Below are 15555 nucleotides of genomic sequence, written 5' to 3'. Positions count from 1 at the left end.
GTCCTGGCGCACTCCGTGTCCCGTGCGAGCCCGGTCAACTCCGTTGCCGTCATCGTCAGATGGAACTCTTGTCACATAACCGTGACGGGGTCGGTTTACCCTTGTGTACCTGCCGGCCGGCCCGTTAGCTGGAGGCAGGAGAGCCAGTAGTCGACGGGGGACGGAGCACGCGGCCATGGGTCTGGTACTGCCCAGCATCATCGACGAGGCACTCGACCTCATCGGGGTCAACTGGCCCAATGTCGACGAGGACGACTACTTCGAGATGGCGACGTCCATGCGGGACTTCGCCGAGCAGTTCGAGGGCCACGGCGGTGAGGCGCACAAGTCCGTGAGCCGCATCCTCGCCTCCTCCGAGGGCTGGGCCGTGGAGTCCATGCAGAAGCACTGGTCGCACGTGAAGACCCGTCACCTGGAGAAGATTCCCGAGGTGGCACGGCTGTTCGCGGACGCCTGTGACGGCGTCGGCCAGATAATTCGCGGGATGAAGGTCAAGGCGGGCGTCGAACTCGGCGTACTCGCCGGCACCATCGTCGCCGAACTCGCCGCCGCCCCCGTGACCCTGGGTATCTCCGCCGCGGCCGCCGCCGGTGAGATCGCGCTGATGCGCACCATCGTGAAGCGGCTCATCGACGAGGCGGTCGATCAGATCGTCGACGCGCTCATCGCGAAGGTCACCGAGCCCGTCACCGGCAAACTCCAGGAACTGGTCTCGGACATGGTCCTCGACCTCGCCGAGGGGGCCTTCAACCCCGGTGACAAACCGGGCGGCATGCAACTGGCCTCGGCGGGCGGCGACAGCGGCGGCTCCGGCAGCGGGGGCAAGAAGACGGTCATCGACCACGCCGAGTTCGAGGACGGCGCCGGCAAGGTCTCCCGCCAGGGCAGCGACCTGGGCAGCCAGTCCGGGATCCACCTCGGCAAGTCGAAGCACGCCTTCGGCAAGACCAAGGGCAAGGACGCTTTCACCCAGGCCTTCGACGGCATACTCGAGGGTGCCATCGAAGGTATGGAGAAGGCCGCGAAGAAGGTGACCGACCACGTCACCGACACCATCCCGGAGCGGGTGAAGGCTGCCTCCAGGCACCAGAAGCGCAAGGACCACGACGTCGGCGACGAGGCCGACAAGGTCGACGTCAAGAAGGTGAAGCGGGACGGCGACACGCCGATGTACCTGCTCAGTGACGACGGTTCGATACGCCAGTTGCACCACGACGGGACCACCAGCCCGGTCCATCACAGCGACTCCTCCGGAGTGAACCAGGTACTCGGCGACAAGGCCTGGTACCCCTGGAACCACAAGAACGAGAAGCAGCGCAAGGACAAGCCCAGCAACGGCGAGAGGGTCGACTCCAAGAAGGTCGCGCCCGGCTCCACCGAACTGGCCCGCGCCACCCAGCTAGGCCGCTACGCCAACCGCTCCGAACGCCCCGACTCCTACATCTCCGGCGGCAACTACGCCTCGGCGCTGTACGACGACGGCAATGGGAACCGGTTCATCCTGGTCGGCGCCAGCGGCAAGGCGCACTCCGAGCGCTCCATCGGGCATCCGCTGATAAAGAAGGGCCACGAGGGCAGCGTCAGCCATCTCTACACGGAACGAGAGCCCTGCCAGAAGAATCCCAAGTGCGACAAATATCTGGCGAGGGAATTCCCCGACCATCTCGAGGTCACCCACAGCGCGAAATACGACCAGTCCGAAAAGGGGCCGGACGGCACGGAGTTGAGCAAGTACAAGAAGGACCGGGAGCACCGTGCCTACGTCCAGTGGCTGGAGGACCAGTGGGACCAGCACGGTGTCGCCGGGGGACGCACTGATACGGTGATGAACCTCTCGCCCTCGGACCGCAGGTTCCTTCCCTAGAAGGGCGGGTCGGCCAAGAATCCCACGGCGCCCGTCGTCACCACCAAATTCGGAGTTCCGGAAGTGCTTTTCGACGTCACCCGCGGCGAACTCGTCGACATCTTCGGCGAGGACCGTATCGCGACCGTGCCCGCCACCGCCTTCCCGCCCGCCGCCGCGGACACCGAGGGCGCCCGTCTCCTGCAGACCGTCGGCGCCCCCACCAGGACGCTCCTGCTGCGTCAGCCCGACGAGGACGACGGCCTGCTGCCCCTCGTCCGGGAAGTCGTCCACGTCGAGGACTTCGAGGACGCCGCTGAGGGCGCGGGCGACTGGCCCGTCATCGGCTGGCTGCTCAACGCGCACCTCGCCCTCGACCCCGTCTCCGGCAAGGTGTACGCCTTCGACCCCGACGAGGAGACCGTGCAGGAGCTCCACACGGACGTCTCCTCCCTCCTCCAGGTCACCGTCCGGTTCCAGCGCCTGCTCGACGAGTTCACCTTCAGCGGCGACGAGGCCGACGAGGAGGCCGACTTCGAGCGCCTGGACGGCGAGGTCGACCGCGTCCGTGAGGAGACGAGCGGCATCGATCCGCTCCCCTTCCAGGACGACGAGACCGTCTGGTCGGTGGTGGGCGACGAGATCGCCATGGGCCAGCGCTTCAGGGGCGACAGCCCGGCGGCTCGCTCGCGCCGCGGATGATCGCCGGACGGGCGGGCGGCCGGGGAGACGGGACCGCGTGACAGGAGCGCTGAACAAGCGCTTAGATAGTTCCGGCAGCCGTTCCCCGACCCAGCCGGAGGCCCCGTTGTTCACGTCCGTCGACGATGTCTCCGCGCGCCTCGCCGAGACCGGGTACCTCGCCTCGCCCGCCGTCGCCACGACCGCCTTCCTCGCCGCCCGGCTGGGCAAGCCGCTGCTGGTGGAGGGACCCGCCGGGGTCGGCAAGACCGAGCTGGCCAAGGCCGTCGCCCAGGTCGCCGGCGCCCGGCTGGTCCGGCTGCAGTGCTACGAGGGCGTCGACGAGTCCCGGGCCCTGTACGAGTGGAACCACGCCAAGCAGCTCCTGCGCATCAGCGCGGGCCGCGGCGAGAGCTGGGACGAGGCCCGCACCGACATCTTCAGCGAGGAGTTCCTGCTGCCCCGCCCGCTGCTCACCGCTATCCGCGGCGAGGAGCCGACGGTCCTGCTGATCGACGAGATCGACAAGGCCGACGTCGAGATGGAGGGCCTGCTGCTGGAGGTGCTCAGCGACTTCCAGGTGACGGTCCCCGAACTGGGCACGGTCACCGCGACCCGCCGCCCCTTCGTCGTGCTCACCTCCAACGCGGGCCGCGAGCTTTCCGAGGCGCTGCGCCGCCGCTGTCTGTTCCTGCACATCGGGTTCCCGGAGGAGGAGCTGGAGCGGCGGATCGTGACGCTGAAGGTGCCGGGGCTGAATGCGGCGCTGGCCGAGTCGGTGGTACGGGTGGTCGGGGCGCTGCGCGCGATGGACCTGCGCAAGGTGCCGTCCGTCGCGGAGACCGTCGACTGGGCGCGGACCCTGCTGGCCCTCGGCGCGGACACGCTGGACGAGACGGTCGTACGGGACACCCTGGGCGTGCTCCTCAAGCACCAGGAGGACGTACTGAAGGCGGCGGCCAAGCTGGACCTGGACGCGCTGTGACCGGTGTGGAGGGCCGGATCACCGGGCTGGTCGGCACGCTGCGCGAGCACGGTGTGCGGATCGGCACCGGGGAGACGGTCGACGCGGCCCTCGCCGTCGAGGCCCTCGGCCTCACCGACCGGGAGCTGCTGCGGGAGGGGCTGGCCGCGACCCTGCTGCACGGCCCGGCCCAGCGGGCCGTGTTCGACCCGGTCTTCGACCTGTACTTCCCACGGGGCGTGGGCGGCCCGGAGCAGGCACCGGCGGACCGGGAGGAGCTGCGCGACCGGCTGGCGCGGGCGCTGGCGGCCGACGACCGGGCGCTGCTGGCCCGGCTGGCCGCGGAGGCCGTCGACGGCTTCGGCGGGTACGGGAGCGCACCGGGATCGGACGGCTGGTCGGCGCACCAGACGCTCGACCGGCTCCGGCCGCAGACCCTGCTGGCCCGGGTGCGGGCCGACGTATGGGGCCGGGACGGCGGCACCGGGTTCGCGGACCGGCTGCTGGACGACGAGATCAGACGCCGCATCGAGGTGTTCCGGCGGCTGGTCGGGGCGGAGGCCCGCCGCCGGGTCGCCGAACGGCGCGGCAGGGACGAGATCGCCCGGCGGGCCGTGGCGCCGACCGCGGACCGGGTGGACTTCCTGTACGCCCGCCGTGACCAGCTCGCCGAGCTGCGCAGGGTGGTGTGGCCGCTGGCGCGGAAGCTGGCGACCCGGCTGGCCGCGCGCCGGCGCCGGGCCGCGCGCGGCACGATCGATCTGCGCCGCACGCTGCGTTCCTCGCTGTCCACGGGCGGGGTGCCGATGCGGCCGGTGCTGCGCAGGCGCCGTCCGGTCCGGCCCGAACTGGTGCTGCTGTGCGATGTGTCGGGCTCGGTGTCGGGGTTCTCGGACTTCACGATGCTGCTGGTGCAGGCCCTGCACGACCAGTTCAGCAAGATCCGTGTGTTCGCCTTCGTCAACCGGCTGGACGAGGTGACCGGGCTGCTCGCCCACGGCCGGGCCGACCCGGACGGGCTCGGCGCCCGCATCCGCGCGGAGGCCACGCTCACCGGCTGGCACGGCAGCAGCGACTACGGCGTCGCCCTGGGCGAGTTCACCGAGCGGTACGGCGCGGCGGTCGGGCCCCGGACGACGGTGTTCGTGCTCGGCGACGCCCGTACGAACATGAGCGATCCGAACCTGCCCGCCGTCCGTGAACTCGCCCGCCGGGCCCGCCGCGTGCACTGGCTGAATCCCGAACCGCGCGCCCAGTGGGGCACCGGCGACTCGGCGGCGCCCGTCTACGCCGAACTCGTCGAGATGCACGAGTGCCGGACCGCCCGGCAGCTCGGCGAACTGATCGCCCGGCTGCTGCCGGTGTGAGGCGGGGTGGTGCAGCGGAGCGGTCCGGCATGATCGACTGGTCACCGGCCGGCCGTGTCCGGCCGCGCAGCACTGGATACGGCCGGCGCCCTGCACCCGCGGACCAGCACGAGGACGTACGACATGAGCATGAGCCATCCGCCCGTGCCGCTCGGCACCTTTCCCACTCCCCTCGAACCGGCGCCCCGGCTCGCCGCCGCGCTCGGGCTCGGCCCGGACGACCTGTGGGTCAAGCGGGACGACCTCGCCGGACCGGGCGGCGGCGGCAACAAGGTCCGCAAGCTGGAGTGGACCGTGGGCGCCGCGCTCGCCGAGGGCGCGGACACCCTGGTGACGACGGGGGCGCCGCAGAGCAACCACGCCCGGCTGACGGCCGCCGCAGCTGCCCGGCTGGGCCTGGACGCCGTGCTGGTGCTGCGCGGCTCACCGGGTGTGTCGCACTCCGGGAACCTCGCCCTGGACGGCCTGCTGGGAGCGCGGCTGGTCTGGGCGGGCGCGGTGGACCAGGCCGGGCTGGACGCGGCGGCCGCCGGGGTGTGCGCGCGACTGCGCGCGGGCGGTGCCCGGCCGGCGCTGATCCCGTTCGGCGGATCCAGCGCGCTCGGGGCGCGCGGGTACGTGCGGTGCGGTGAGGAGCTGCGCGAGCAGGTGCCGGACCTGCGGACGGCGGTGGTCGCGCTCGGTTCGGGCGGCACCATGGCGGGACTGGTCGCGGCCCTCGGCACCGGGTCGGTGCTCGGTGTCGACGTGGGGGCGCTCGCCGACCCGGCCGCGGCGGTGGCTCGGTTCGCCGCGCCGCACACCGCCGAGGAGGTCGCGGACCGGCGGCTGCGGGTGCGCCGCGACCAGGTGGGCGACGGGTACGCGGCGCTGACCGGTCCGGCGGCCGAGGCCCTGCGACTGGCCGCGCGGACCGAGGGGTTGCTCCTCGACCCGACGTACACCGGCCGCGCGCTGGCCGGTCTCGCCGCCGCCGTCCGGGACGGCGGGGTGCGGCGGGGCGAGAAGACCGTGTTCGTGCACACCGGCGGGCTGCCCGGCCTGTTCGGACACGCGGCGGCCGTCGCGTATGCCGAGGAGGGCGCCGGCACGTACGACTGCGACGGCTGAGGGCCGCGCGGTCCGCCCGGAACACGCCACCGGACCGCGCGCCCGTCGCGGCCCGGTGTGTGCGCTCCGCGCCCCGTCAGCGCCTGGCGTACTCGTTCGCCATCGTGCCGGCGAAGTCGAAGACCACGACCTGCTCGTCACCCACCACCCAGGCGTCGTGGCCGGGTGGGCACACGAAGACGTCGCCGGGGCCGACCTCGCTCTCGCCGCCGTCGTCCATCCGCAGGTGCATCCTGCCCTGGACCACGTAGCCGTTGTGGTGGACCATGCAACTCGCGGTGCCCGCGATCGGCCCCACGGAGTCCGACCAGCGCCAGCCCGGTTCGAAGGTGCCCACCGCGAAGTCGAGCCCGGTCAGATGGAGGGCTTCGAGATGGCCGCGGGGGAAGTCACGCCGCTCGTCCGGCTTGTCGACCGTCTTCACTTCCAGCATGACGGTGTCCTCCCTTCCGGCCGCTCATCACGGCCGGGGCCGGCCCCCGTCCCCCGGCGGCCTCGGACGGCACCGGCAGAACAGACGACGGTGACCGCACCCCACGCCTCCATCGTCGACCCGCCTTCCGCGGGCCGCCATCCGGAGGCGGCGTCTACCAGCTACGTCCCGCCCGTAGCAGGAGTTCGCGGACGCGGGCCACGTCGGGGTTGTCCGAGACGCCGGGGCGCTGGACCAGGAAACCGGTGTTGATCGGCGGGTCCTCCGGCGCGAACAGCTCCACGAGCGCGCCGGACTCCAGCGCGTCCGCGCACAGGTAGCGGGGCAGCACGCTGAATCCGGCGCCCGCGACCACGGCCGCCAGCACGCCACGCAGGTCCGGCACGGTGACGGCGGCGGTCCAGGACAGGCGCCGGCCGAAGACGTGCCGCCAGTAGCGGCGGGCGATCGGCAGGTCCTCGGCGTAGGTGATCAGCGGTACGGAGCGCAGCGCCGCGGGCCCCTCGACCGGCAGCCGGTCCCGCAGCGGACCGGCCCAGACGGGGGCGGCCGCCAGGACGAACTCCTCGTCGGTGAGGGGCACGGCGTGCAGCGTGCGGCCGCGGGGACGGGTGGTGGCGATCACCAGGTCGTGGCGGCCCGCGCGCAGTTCGTCCAGCAGCGGATCGGTCAGGCCGGTGACCACCCGCAGCCGTACGCCCTCCGCGACCAGCGGGGCGAGGGCGGGCAGGACGGTGCTGCACAGGAACTCGGCGGGTCCGGCGAGATGGACGGGCTCCGGGCGGCCGCCCTCCGGCGGGTGGGGACCGGCCACGCCGGCCAGTTCGTCCAGGGGTCCGGCGATCCGGGCGGCCAGTTCGTCGGCCACGGGCGTCGGCGCGACCCCGCGCGGCAGCCGCTCGAACAGCTCCCGGCCGCTCTGCCGTTCCAGTGCGCGCATCTGCGTGGTCACCGTCGGCTGCGACAGGCCCAGCAGACGGGCGGCGCCGGTGAAGGAACCGGAGCGGTAGACGGCGAGGAAGGTGCGCAGCAGGTTCAGGTCGAGAGGGAGGGGGGAGGGCGAGGCGGAGAAAGGATCAGGGGAAGGGGCTGGGGATGGGGCGGGAACGGGGGAAGGGGCAGGGTCAGGGGTCTCCACTCGTCCGAGTATTCACCGGGACCTGTTCCCCCCCACCCATAGAAGTTCCTATGTCGGACATTGGATGCTTCATTGGATACCTATGGGTCGCCTCGCCTACGTTCTTACCGAAGAAGCAAGCCCCTGGAAGAAGAGACCCATGTCGAAGATCCTTTTCGTAATGACCGGCGCCGACCTGTGGACGCTCGCCGACGGCACCCAGCACCCCACCGGCTACTGGGCCGAGGAGGTCGTGGTGCCCTACCGCGCCGTCAAGGCCGCGGGCCATCAGGTCGTCGTGGCGACGCCGGGCGGTGTCGTGCCGCCGGTCGACCGGGCGAGCCTCGCCGCCGAGGTCAACGGCGGTCAGGACAGGGCCGACGAGATCGCGCGCGCCGTCGCGGAGATCGCCGAGCTGCGGGAGCCGGTGAAGCTGGCCGAGGTGGACCTCGGCGACTTCGCCGCCGTGTTCTACCCGGGCGGCCACGGCCCCATGGAGGACCTGGCCGTGGACGCCGAATCGGGCCGGCTGCTGGTGGCGGCCCTGGACTCGGGCAAGCCGCTGGCCGTGGTGTGCCACGGTCCGGCCGCGCTGCTCGCGGCGGTGCGGGCCGACGGTTCCAACGCGTTCGCCGGCTACCGGGCCGCGGCCTTCACCAACGAGGAGGAGACCCAGGGCGGCCTCGCCGGGCAGGCCAAGTGGCTGCTCCAGGACCGGCTGACCGACGCGGGTGTCGACGTACGGCCGGCCGAGCCGTGGGCTCCGCACGTGATCGTCGACCGGAACCTGATCACCGGTCAGAACCCGGCCTCCTCGGCCCCGGTCGCCGAGGAGCTTCTGAAGCTGCTGGGCTGACGCCGGCCGCGGATGCGGAGAATTTCCCGGTCGCGGGGCGCAACCTCGTCCGGGGTCGGACGTCTGTCCGGGTGGAGGCCTCCACTTCGACCCATGTCCGACCCCGAGCGACCGAAGGAACCCATGTCCGCACAGCAACCCCCCCGTCCCGGCCGTAAGCGCAGGCTGCGCACCGTCCTGGGGGTCTCCGCCGTCGGCGCGGCCCTCGCCGTGGGCGGCACCATGACCGCCCAGGCGGTGCAGGGCGACGCCCGGCCCGCCGCCCACTCCGGCGCCACCGCCACACCGGTGCCCGCGGGCGGCCACGCGACGCCGTCCCCCGTACCGTCCCCGACCCGTCCGCCGACGTCGAAGCCCGTTCCCACGCCGTCGTACCCGCCCACGGCCGTACCCACCCCCGCGCCGTCCAGCCCGCGCACGCCGACTCCCGTGCCGTCGGTGCCGGGCACCAAGGCGCCGTCCCCCATGCCGTCCCCCACGCGTCCGGGCACCCCGGTGCCCGTCCCGGCGCCGCACCACGGCCACCGGACGGCGACGCCGAGTCCGGTCCCCGCGAGCCGGCTCGCCACGCCCGCGCCGGTACCGCAGCACCACTGAGGCAGCGCCGGGGTGCGGGGAGTCGCCCGATGCGGCTCCCCGCGCACCGGCCGGGAGATCCATGACGACAGCCACACCCCCGGCGGCGCCCTTTCCCTGGGGCCCGCGCCGCGCCCCGGCGCGCCGGCGGAGCCGACCGGCACCTCGGCTCGCGCCGCTGCGCGCCCGCCTCCTCGCCCGCGTCCGTGCCGGGGGCCCGGCCGCCCCTGCCCCTGCCGGCGGCACCGGCGCACGCGGGCGGGCCGCCGCCGACGCCCCGCCGGGCATCGAGGAGTTGTACCACCACCGCCGGCTCTCCCTGGTGCGCCTGGCGGTGCTGCTGGTCGACGACGTGCCGACGGCCGAGGACGTCGTACAGGACGCCTTCACCGCCCTGTTCCGCCGCCACGGCCACCGCCTCGGCTCGCTCGACGACCCGGAGGCGTATCTGCGGACGAGTGTCGTCAACGGCGCCCGCTCGGTGCTGCGGCGGCGCAGGACCGTGCGGGCGCACACCCCCGAACCCGAGCGGCACGCGCCCCCGCCGGAGGAGGACGTCCTGCTGCACGAGGACCACCGGGAGGTGCTGGCGGCACTGCGGACGCTCACCCCGCGGCAGCGCGAGGTCCTGGTCCTGCGCTACTGGTCGCATCTGACCGAGGCTCAGATCGCGGCGACGCTGGGCCTGTCGCGGGGCACCGTCAAGTCCACGGCCAGCAGGGCCCTGGACGCTCTCGGCCGCCGTCTGGAGGGTCTGCGATGAACGACTCCGCCACCGGGACCGGGACCGCGCCGACGCGGCTCGAGGAGCGGCTGCTGGCCGCCCTGGACGCACGCGCGCGGTCCGTCGGCCCGGCCGACCTGCGGCCGCCGCGCCCGCCGTCCGCCGCGACGCACTCCCGCCGGCTGCCGGTACGCCGTATCGCCGTGGGCCTGCTCGCGCTCGCCGCGGTGGCGGCACTGGTGTTCCTCACCGTCCGGGACGACCGGCCTCGCCCGGCCGAGCCGGCCCGCTCCCCCCGGCCGGCGACCGGCACCCCGGCACCGGTGCCCACCACCGTCCGCCCGTCACCGGCCCAGCCGTCCCCGAGCAGCCCGGACAGCCCGGTGCCCTGAAGCCCGGCGGCCACGCCGGGCCGGGTACCGGGCGCAGGTCTGTCTGCGTCGTGGCGCCGGGACGACTAGGTTGTGCCGCATGAGCAACCTTGACCGCGCTCCGGTACCGAGTGTGTGCGGCGGCCGCGGATTCGTCGTCGCCGAGCCCGTCCGTGAACTGCTGAGCCCCCGCCGAGTGAAGCTGGGGGAGTCGACCGAGGTGCGCCGCCTGCTCCCGAACCTGGGCCGGCGCATGATCGGCGCCTGGGCCTTCGTCGACCACTACGGCCCCGACGACATCGCCGACGAGCCCGGTATGCAGGTCCCGCCGCACCCGCACATCGGGCTGCAGACGGTGAGCTGGCTGCACGAGGGCGAGGTGCTGCACCGCGACTCCACCGGCAGCCTCCAGACCATCGGCCCCCGGCAGCTCGGCCTGATGACCTCGGGCCGGGCGATCAGCCACTCCGAGGAGAGCCCCCGGTCGCACGCGCGCTTCCTGCACGGAGCCCAGCTCTGGGTCGCGCTCCCCGACGAACACCGCCACACGGAACCGAAGTTCGAGTACCACGCCGAGCTGCCCCAGGTGACGGCCCCCGGTCTGACCGCCACCGTGATCCTCGGCGACCTCGACGGAGCCTCCTCCCCCGGAACGGCGTTCACCCCGATCGTCGGCGCCGACCTCGCCCTCACCCGGGGCACCGACGTACGCCTCCCCCTGAACCCCGACTTCGAGTACGGGGTGCTCGCCATGTCCGGCGAGGTGCACGTGGACGGCGTACCGGTCCTGCCGGGCTCGATGCTCTACCTCGGCTGCGGCCGCACCGAACTCCCCCTGCGCGCCGAGTCCGACGCCGGGATCATGCTGCTCGGCGGCGAGCCGTTCGCCGAGGAGCTGATCATGTGGTGGAACTTCGTCGGACGCACCCAGGACGACATCGAACAGGCCCGGGAGGACTGGATGAGCGGGTCGAGATTTGGGGAAGTGAAGGGGTATGACGGGGATCCGTTGCCTGCTCCGGAGCTGCCGCCGGTGCCACTGAAGGCTCGAGGTCGAGCGCGCTGAGCTGGGACTTTCCAGCTCGGCGCGCACATCATAGAGTCTCGCCGCGGCGACAGCCGGACGCGGGGCGTCGGCGATCTGGTTCAGCAGCGACTCCCGGAGGCGGCGCATGTTTTCGTCGTGCCGTAAGCCGCCGACGATCGCAGCAAGGACGGCACCGGCCTGTTCGTCGCCCCACCGCTCGGCAAGCACACCCAGACGGTGAACGAGCTCCGCTCGCGGGTCGCCCGAAGCGGCCCGAAGCTTCTCAGGCAAGGCTGTTGCTGCAGCTGTCGCAGCAGGTGACTGCAGCCCGGCCTGCGTCTCTCTCAGACAGACCTCGGTCACATGTGAACGACAGGCGCGGCGTTCTCGTCCTGCTGCGGCACGCCGCGGCGGTAGAGCAGGGCGGTCACGCCCAGACCGATGACGAAGATGGCCGCCGACCACCAGTAGGCGGTGGAGTAGCCCTCGAGGCCGGCCTGGGCCAGGACACCGGGGTCCTTGGAGTTGCGGCCGGAGAGGTAGTCGGTGACGGCTTCGGAGGCCATCGTGCTGAGCAGGGCGACGCCGATGGACCCGCCGATCTGCTGGACGGTGTTGACGGCGGCGGACGCGGCTCCGGCGTCGGCCGCGACCACGCCGGAGGTGGCCAGGCTCATACCGGGCGCGATGACCGCGCCCAGCCCGATGCCGACGAGCACCAGCTGTGGCACTACCTGCGTCACGTATCCGCTGTTCGAGTCAAGCGCGGTCATCCAGACCAGTCCGGCGGCCGCAATGGCCATGCCCACCGGTACCACCGGCTTGGGGCCTATACGCGGCAGCAGGACGTTGGCGGCCACGGCGGAGGCGGACGACGATGCCACGATCATGGGCAGGAACGCGAAGCCGGTCTTCAGCGCGCTGTAACCGAGACCCTGCTGCAGGTAGTAGGTCAGGAACAGGAACACGCCGAACATGCCCGCGCCGCTGACGAAGAGGGCGGCGAAGGAGGCACCGCGGTTACGGTCCAGCAGGACCCGCAGGGGCAGCAGCGGATATGCCGCCCTGCTCTGCCGCCAGGCGAAGAGGGCCACCAGTACGGCACCGGCCGCCAGCATGCCCCAGGTCGTCACAGAACCCCAGCCGTGCGTCTCGGCGTTCGAGAAACCGTAGACCAGGCAGAACAGGCCGGCGGAGACCAGCAGGGTGCCGGGGACGTCGAGCTTCGAGGACGTGTCTCGCGGGGTGCGGTGCAGCAGCGCTGCGCCACCGACGAACGCCACCACCGCGAAGACCACGTTGACGTACATGGTCCAGCGCCAGTCCAGGTACTCGGTCAGCACCCCGCCGAGGATCAGGCCGATGGCTCCACCCGCACCGGCGACCGAGCCTGCCACGGTGAAGGCCTTCGCGCGCTCGCGCGGTTCCGTGAAGGTGGTCATCAGGAGCGACAGCGCGGACGGGGCCAGTAGCGCAGCGAACAGCCCCTGGATCGCGCGCGCGGTGACGAGCATGCCGAAACCGTTCGCCGCGCCTCCCAACATGGAAGCGGCCGCGAAGCCGGTCAGACCCACCAGGAAGGTCACCTTCCGCCCGACCAGGTCTGCGACCCGGCCGCCGAGCAGCAGCAGGCTGCCGAAGGCCAGCGCGTAGGCGGTGACCACCCACTGCCGGTCGGCGTCCGAGAAGCCCAGGTCTCGCTGGGCGGACGGCAGAGCGATGTTCACGATGGTGCCGTCGAGGACTCCCATCAGTTGGGCGAGGGAAATGACCATAAGAATCCACCAGCGTCGCTGGTGTGACGGGTCGACAGACACATCATCGGGTGCGGTCTCAGCGCCGCGAGCGGCGGCGACGGCGTTCTGGGTCATGGGACAGCGCTCCAGGCAGCGGACGGGGGCATGGCGGAAAGAGGCAGGGACAGCAACGGGCGGAGAGATCAGGTACGGCTGTGGGACGGCGTGGCCGCCTCCGCGAAGAGGATCGCGACGCCCTACTGGGGGCCGAGGCGGGCCACCGCGCCCAGGCCGCTGTGCCGGTACTCCGTCGGGGGACGGCGGGGCGGAACCGCGATCACATCCTCGGCGAACACTGGGATCGCGTACTGCGTGCGCGTCGGGACGGCATCACGCGCCCGTTTGCGGCGGCCAGGTCGGGGACCTGGGCGTTGTCGCCCGCGCCCCGGGGGGTTTTCCGGCCGGACGAGGCCGGTGAGGCAGTTTCATACATCGTACGGTATCACCTGTTCCGTACGCTGTATGGAATGCGGCCGACCCCCAGATCGGCGGGTGCCTGCCTACCGGCGGCGGGCGCCAAGGCGACGTGCACGGCCTGAGCCCACTCGTGCCGACTGCCCATGCCTCACCTGTGGTCGCACCTCGGTCGGGTCATACAGGCCGGGGCGCCCGGGCCGCGACCAGATCCGGTGAGCTGCCCTTCGGGCACAGCAGGACCCCCGCGTTCCATTTCCGGACATTCTCTGATATCAATGTACTTCCATACAGCGTATGGAACGCAGCGGAGTGCCGCCAGATCGGCGTCCTCCGTTTCGACTGATGGCCGTCGGCTGTGCTCTCACGAGGGGTGAACTCGCCGTACGGCTTCGACATGGATGGGGCGCACCGCATCACCTGCACAGCAATCAGTGGGTTTGCGGACGACGCCAATACGAAGGAGATAACCATGAGGAAGCTCACGAAGCGCATATCTCTCGCTGCCGCCTCCGCCGCGGTCGCGGGTGGCGCCGTTCTCGGCGCCGGGGGCGCCGCGTCGGCCGCGGTTCCCGAGTCTGCGCACGTGCAGCGCCCGGCCGCCGGCGTCAAGGCTGACGACTACCGCGGGGATCGCGGTGTCACCTACCGGCACAGCGCCGAGGAGGACTACCGTCAGGGCGGACACCGCGCCCGAGAGCACAGCGACCGCTTCACCGACTCGGACCGGTACGACCGCCGCGGTCACTTCTACCACTGGGATGACGAGGACCGCTGCTGGAAGCATGACAGGAACCACCGCTACGACTGGGACCGGAACGACCGCGACTCGAACCGGTACGACCGTGACTGGGACCGGAACAACCACGACTCGAAGTGGTACGACCGCGACTCGAAGCGGTATGACCGCGACTCGAAGTGGTATGACCACTACTGAGGCCGCGACAGCCGGTGAGACAGGCGCCGTCGGCACGGGTGGGCTCAGACCGTGCACGTCGTCGTGACAGCCGCTGGCGGTAGGGAGGCGGACGCTGATCTCCGGATCAGTGACTCCTGACCGCACCCGGGAGGCAGGCAGGAGGGTCCCAACGGCACCCTCCTGCCTGCACCTGTCGGCACCGAGGTGGGACCGGCTGCTGCGCGGCGAGAGCCGCACACCTTGATCAGGTTCTTCCAGAAGCAGGGAAGACCGCACATCCCGGCCGCGCGGCCGGGATGTGCGCGTTCATCATCGCGCTTCATGTCATCGGGTGGTTCACACTGGTGGCGATCGTGGCCCCCGAGCACTACACCCTGGGTACCAGGGGCTTCGGGATCGGCATCGGAGTGAGCGCCTCCACCCAGGGCATGCGCACGCGTTCGACGCCGACCACATCGCCGCGATCGACGACATCGTCCGGAAGCTCGGCCGTGTCGAGGAGAAGTCGAGCGCCGGGCTGCGGCCCGCCTGGCAACAGGCCGACCGACAGCGGGGGATGCGTGAGAAATGGGCGCCGGTACTCAGAAGAGCACCGGCGCCCACGGCATGGCGCCTCTCACCTATCAGGCGTCGGTGCCCTCAGGCATAGGCGACGGCGTCCTCGACGGGTACGCGGGGCAGCCGCGGGAACCACGGGTCGGCACCGGGGTGACCGATGTTGACCACCAGATGCGAGCGCCAGCTGGTACCGGCGAAGAACTCCCCGTCCATGCCGGTCTTGTCGAAGCCCACCATGGGACCGGCCGCGAGTCCCGCTGCGCGCACCGCGAGCAGGAAGACCCCGGTCTGCAATGCCGAGTTGTAGGCCGCGATGCTCTCGCGCTTCTCGACCTGGTCGGCGAACGCCGCTCGCAGCATGTCACCGCGGGCCGGGAAGACTGTCGGCATCTGCTCGTGGAAGTCGACGTCGTACGCCAGGACCGCCACGGCCGGCGCACTGAGCGTCTTGGCCTTGTTGCCCTCGTCGAGATGCCGGACCAGTCGCTCCTTGCCCTCGTCGGTGCGCACGAAGAGCGCCCGCAGAGGCTGACCGTTCGCGGCGCTCGGCGACCAGCGGGCGAGCTCCCAGATCAGGGCGAGTTCGTCGTCGGAAACGGCCACCTCGGCGAAGGTGTTCGCGGTGCGGGCCTCGGTGAACAGCACCTTTCGTCCGGCGTCGTCGAGGACATCGAGGGCCTGCGGTTCGCGGTCGGTCATGCTCATCATTTCTCTCTCAACTTCGGTTGTGTGTGGTGCCGGGGCGGGTTGACCGCCCCGGCACCACCCCGTGGGGACGGGGTTTGCGGAGCCGGGCGGG

Annotated in this window: 15 protein-coding genes and 1 pseudogene; 12 read left to right on the top strand and 4 right to left on the bottom strand. The window is 71.8% G+C overall.

Translation table 11 applies throughout. The features are described from left to right. Nucleotides 1-175 precede the first annotated feature (175 nt). The 5 genes from ACZ6B1_RS03350 (at nucleotide 176) to ACZ6B1_RS03330 (ending at nucleotide 5965) form a co-directional block, all read left to right on the top strand. Nucleotides 176-1864 carry a nucleic acid/nucleotide deaminase domain-containing protein gene (locus tag ACZ6B1_RS03350; protein WP_468774507.1) on the top strand — a complete coding sequence of 563 codons (1689 nt, stop codon included), beginning with the start codon at nucleotides 176-178 and terminating at the stop codon, nucleotides 1862-1864. Between the two features lie 63 nt (nucleotides 1865-1927). Continuing rightward, complete coding sequence (locus tag ACZ6B1_RS03345; protein ID WP_468774505.1) at nucleotides 1928-2545, top strand: SUKH-4 family immunity protein; 618 nt, start codon at nucleotides 1928-1930, stop codon at nucleotides 2543-2545. A gap of 106 nt (nucleotides 2546-2651) precedes the next feature. Further along, nucleotides 2652-3509 carry an AAA family ATPase gene (locus ACZ6B1_RS03340; RefSeq protein WP_468774504.1) on the top strand — a complete coding sequence of 286 codons (858 nt, stop codon included), beginning with the start codon at nucleotides 2652-2654 and terminating at the stop codon, nucleotides 3507-3509. After that, on the top strand, nucleotides 3506-4855 hold the full coding sequence (locus ACZ6B1_RS03335) for a VWA domain-containing protein (RefSeq protein WP_468774503.1): 1350 nt from the start codon (nucleotides 3506-3508) through the stop codon (nucleotides 4853-4855). Before ACZ6B1_RS03340 ends, ACZ6B1_RS03335 begins: the two co-directional genes overlap by 4 nt. 129 nt (nucleotides 4856-4984) lie before the next feature. Continuing rightward, nucleotides 4985-5965 carry a pyridoxal-phosphate dependent enzyme gene (locus tag ACZ6B1_RS03330; protein ID WP_468774501.1) on the top strand — a complete coding sequence of 327 codons (981 nt, stop codon included), beginning with the start codon at nucleotides 4985-4987 and terminating at the stop codon, nucleotides 5963-5965. Nucleotides 5966-6041: 76 nt separating this feature from the next. On the opposite strand, the gene ACZ6B1_RS03325 is transcribed toward ACZ6B1_RS03330, so the two are convergent. Together ACZ6B1_RS03325 and ACZ6B1_RS03320 are read right to left on the bottom strand one after the other, a co-directional pair. After that, entirely contained in the window at nucleotides 6042-6398 is a 357-nt protein-coding gene (locus tag ACZ6B1_RS03325) for a cupin domain-containing protein (protein WP_468774499.1), read from the bottom strand. A gap of 154 nt (nucleotides 6399-6552) precedes the next feature. Next, nucleotides 6553-7437, bottom strand: a complete 885-nt coding sequence (locus ACZ6B1_RS03320) for a LysR family transcriptional regulator (protein ID WP_468776007.1) — start codon at nucleotides 7435-7437, stop codon at nucleotides 6553-6555. A 238-nt stretch (nucleotides 7438-7675) separates the two neighbouring features. Here ACZ6B1_RS03320 and ACZ6B1_RS03315 point away from each other — a divergent pair, with 238 nt between their 5' ends. The 5 genes from ACZ6B1_RS03315 to ACZ6B1_RS03295 all read left to right on the top strand — a co-directional run bounded on the left by ACZ6B1_RS03315 (nucleotide 7676) and on the right by ACZ6B1_RS03295 (nucleotide 11108). After that, a complete protein-coding gene (locus ACZ6B1_RS03315) occupies nucleotides 7676-8371 on the top strand; it encodes a type 1 glutamine amidotransferase domain-containing protein (protein WP_468774498.1) in 696 nt (231 codons plus the stop codon). A 123-nt stretch (nucleotides 8372-8494) separates the two neighbouring features. Beyond that, the gene (locus ACZ6B1_RS03310; protein ID WP_468774496.1) at nucleotides 8495-8968 is read left to right on the top strand and encodes a hypothetical protein; all 474 of its coding nucleotides are present in this window, start codon (nucleotides 8495-8497) and stop codon (nucleotides 8966-8968) included. Nucleotides 8969-9029: 61 nt separating this feature from the next. Further along, nucleotides 9030-9710 (top strand): RNA polymerase sigma factor, encoded by a 681-nt coding sequence (locus ACZ6B1_RS03305; protein ID WP_468774495.1) that lies wholly within the window; start codon nucleotides 9030-9032, stop codon nucleotides 9708-9710. Continuing rightward, complete coding sequence (locus tag ACZ6B1_RS03300; protein ID WP_468774493.1) at nucleotides 9707-10063, top strand: hypothetical protein; 357 nt, start codon at nucleotides 9707-9709, stop codon at nucleotides 10061-10063. Before ACZ6B1_RS03305 ends, ACZ6B1_RS03300 begins: the two co-directional genes overlap by 4 nt. Nucleotides 10064-10142: 79 nt before the next feature. After that, nucleotides 10143-11108 carry a pirin family protein gene (locus ACZ6B1_RS03295; RefSeq protein ID WP_468774491.1) on the top strand — a complete coding sequence of 322 codons (966 nt, stop codon included), beginning with the start codon at nucleotides 10143-10145 and terminating at the stop codon, nucleotides 11106-11108. A 320-nt stretch (nucleotides 11109-11428) separates the two neighbouring features. Here the strand turns inward: ACZ6B1_RS03295 and ACZ6B1_RS03290 are convergent, their stop codons facing one another. After that, nucleotides 11429-12940 carry an MFS transporter gene (locus ACZ6B1_RS03290; RefSeq protein WP_468774490.1) on the bottom strand — a complete coding sequence of 504 codons (1512 nt, stop codon included), beginning with the start codon at nucleotides 12938-12940 and terminating at the stop codon, nucleotides 11429-11431. A gap of 712 nt (nucleotides 12941-13652) precedes the next feature. Here ACZ6B1_RS03290 and ACZ6B1_RS03285 point away from each other — a divergent pair. Together ACZ6B1_RS03285 and ACZ6B1_RS03280 are read left to right on the top strand one after the other, a co-directional pair. Beyond that, nucleotides 13653-14216, top strand: coding sequence for a hypothetical protein (locus ACZ6B1_RS03285; RefSeq protein WP_468774480.1), 564 nt, complete (start codon nucleotides 13653-13655; stop codon nucleotides 14214-14216). Nucleotides 14217-14494: 278 nt separating this feature from the next. Further along, a pseudogene (locus ACZ6B1_RS03280) lies at nucleotides 14495-14685 on the top strand (HoxN/HupN/NixA family nickel/cobalt transporter); the annotation flags it as partial. A 152-nt stretch (nucleotides 14686-14837) separates the two neighbouring features. Here ACZ6B1_RS03280 and ACZ6B1_RS03275 read toward each other — a convergent pair. After that, the gene (locus ACZ6B1_RS03275) at nucleotides 14838-15455 is read right to left on the bottom strand and encodes a malonic semialdehyde reductase (protein ID WP_468774479.1); all 618 of its coding nucleotides are present in this window, start codon (nucleotides 15453-15455) and stop codon (nucleotides 14838-14840) included. Nucleotides 15456-15555: the final 100 nt, after the last annotated feature.

The sequence above is a fragment of the Streptomyces sp. NPDC041129 genome (assembly GCF_055592265.1).
Note: the sequence above shows the minus strand (reverse complement) of the source record. Positions and strands in the feature narration are given on the sequence as shown.

Bases quoted from the DNA above. Each gene is read 5' to 3' on its own strand.
- ACZ6B1_RS03350 (WP_468774507.1), top strand. From the start codon at position 176: ATGGGTCTGGTACTGCCCAGCATCATCGACGAGGCACTCGACCTCATC.
- ACZ6B1_RS03330 (WP_468774501.1), top strand. From the start codon at position 4,985: ATGAGCCATCCGCCCGTGCCGCTCGGCACCTTTCCCACTCCCCTCGAA.
- ACZ6B1_RS03325 (WP_468774499.1), bottom strand. From the start codon at position 6,398: ATGCTGGAAGTGAAGACGGTCGACAAGCCGGACGAGCGGCGTGACTTC.
- ACZ6B1_RS03315 (WP_468774498.1), top strand. From the start codon at position 7,676: ATGTCGAAGATCCTTTTCGTAATGACCGGCGCCGACCTGTGGACGCTC.
- ACZ6B1_RS03310 (WP_468774496.1), top strand. From the start codon at position 8,495: ATGTCCGCACAGCAACCCCCCCGTCCCGGCCGTAAGCGCAGGCTGCGC.
- ACZ6B1_RS03305 (WP_468774495.1), top strand. From the start codon at position 9,030: ATGACGACAGCCACACCCCCGGCGGCGCCCTTTCCCTGGGGCCCGCGC.
- ACZ6B1_RS03300 (WP_468774493.1), top strand. From the start codon at position 9,707: ATGAACGACTCCGCCACCGGGACCGGGACCGCGCCGACGCGGCTCGAG.
- ACZ6B1_RS03295 (WP_468774491.1), top strand. From the start codon at position 10,143: ATGAGCAACCTTGACCGCGCTCCGGTACCGAGTGTGTGCGGCGGCCGC.
- ACZ6B1_RS03290 (WP_468774490.1), bottom strand. From the start codon at position 12,940: ATGACCCAGAACGCCGTCGCCGCCGCTCGCGGCGCTGAGACCGCACCC.
- ACZ6B1_RS03275 (WP_468774479.1), bottom strand. From the start codon at position 15,455: ATGACCGACCGCGAACCGCAGGCCCTCGATGTCCTCGACGACGCCGGA.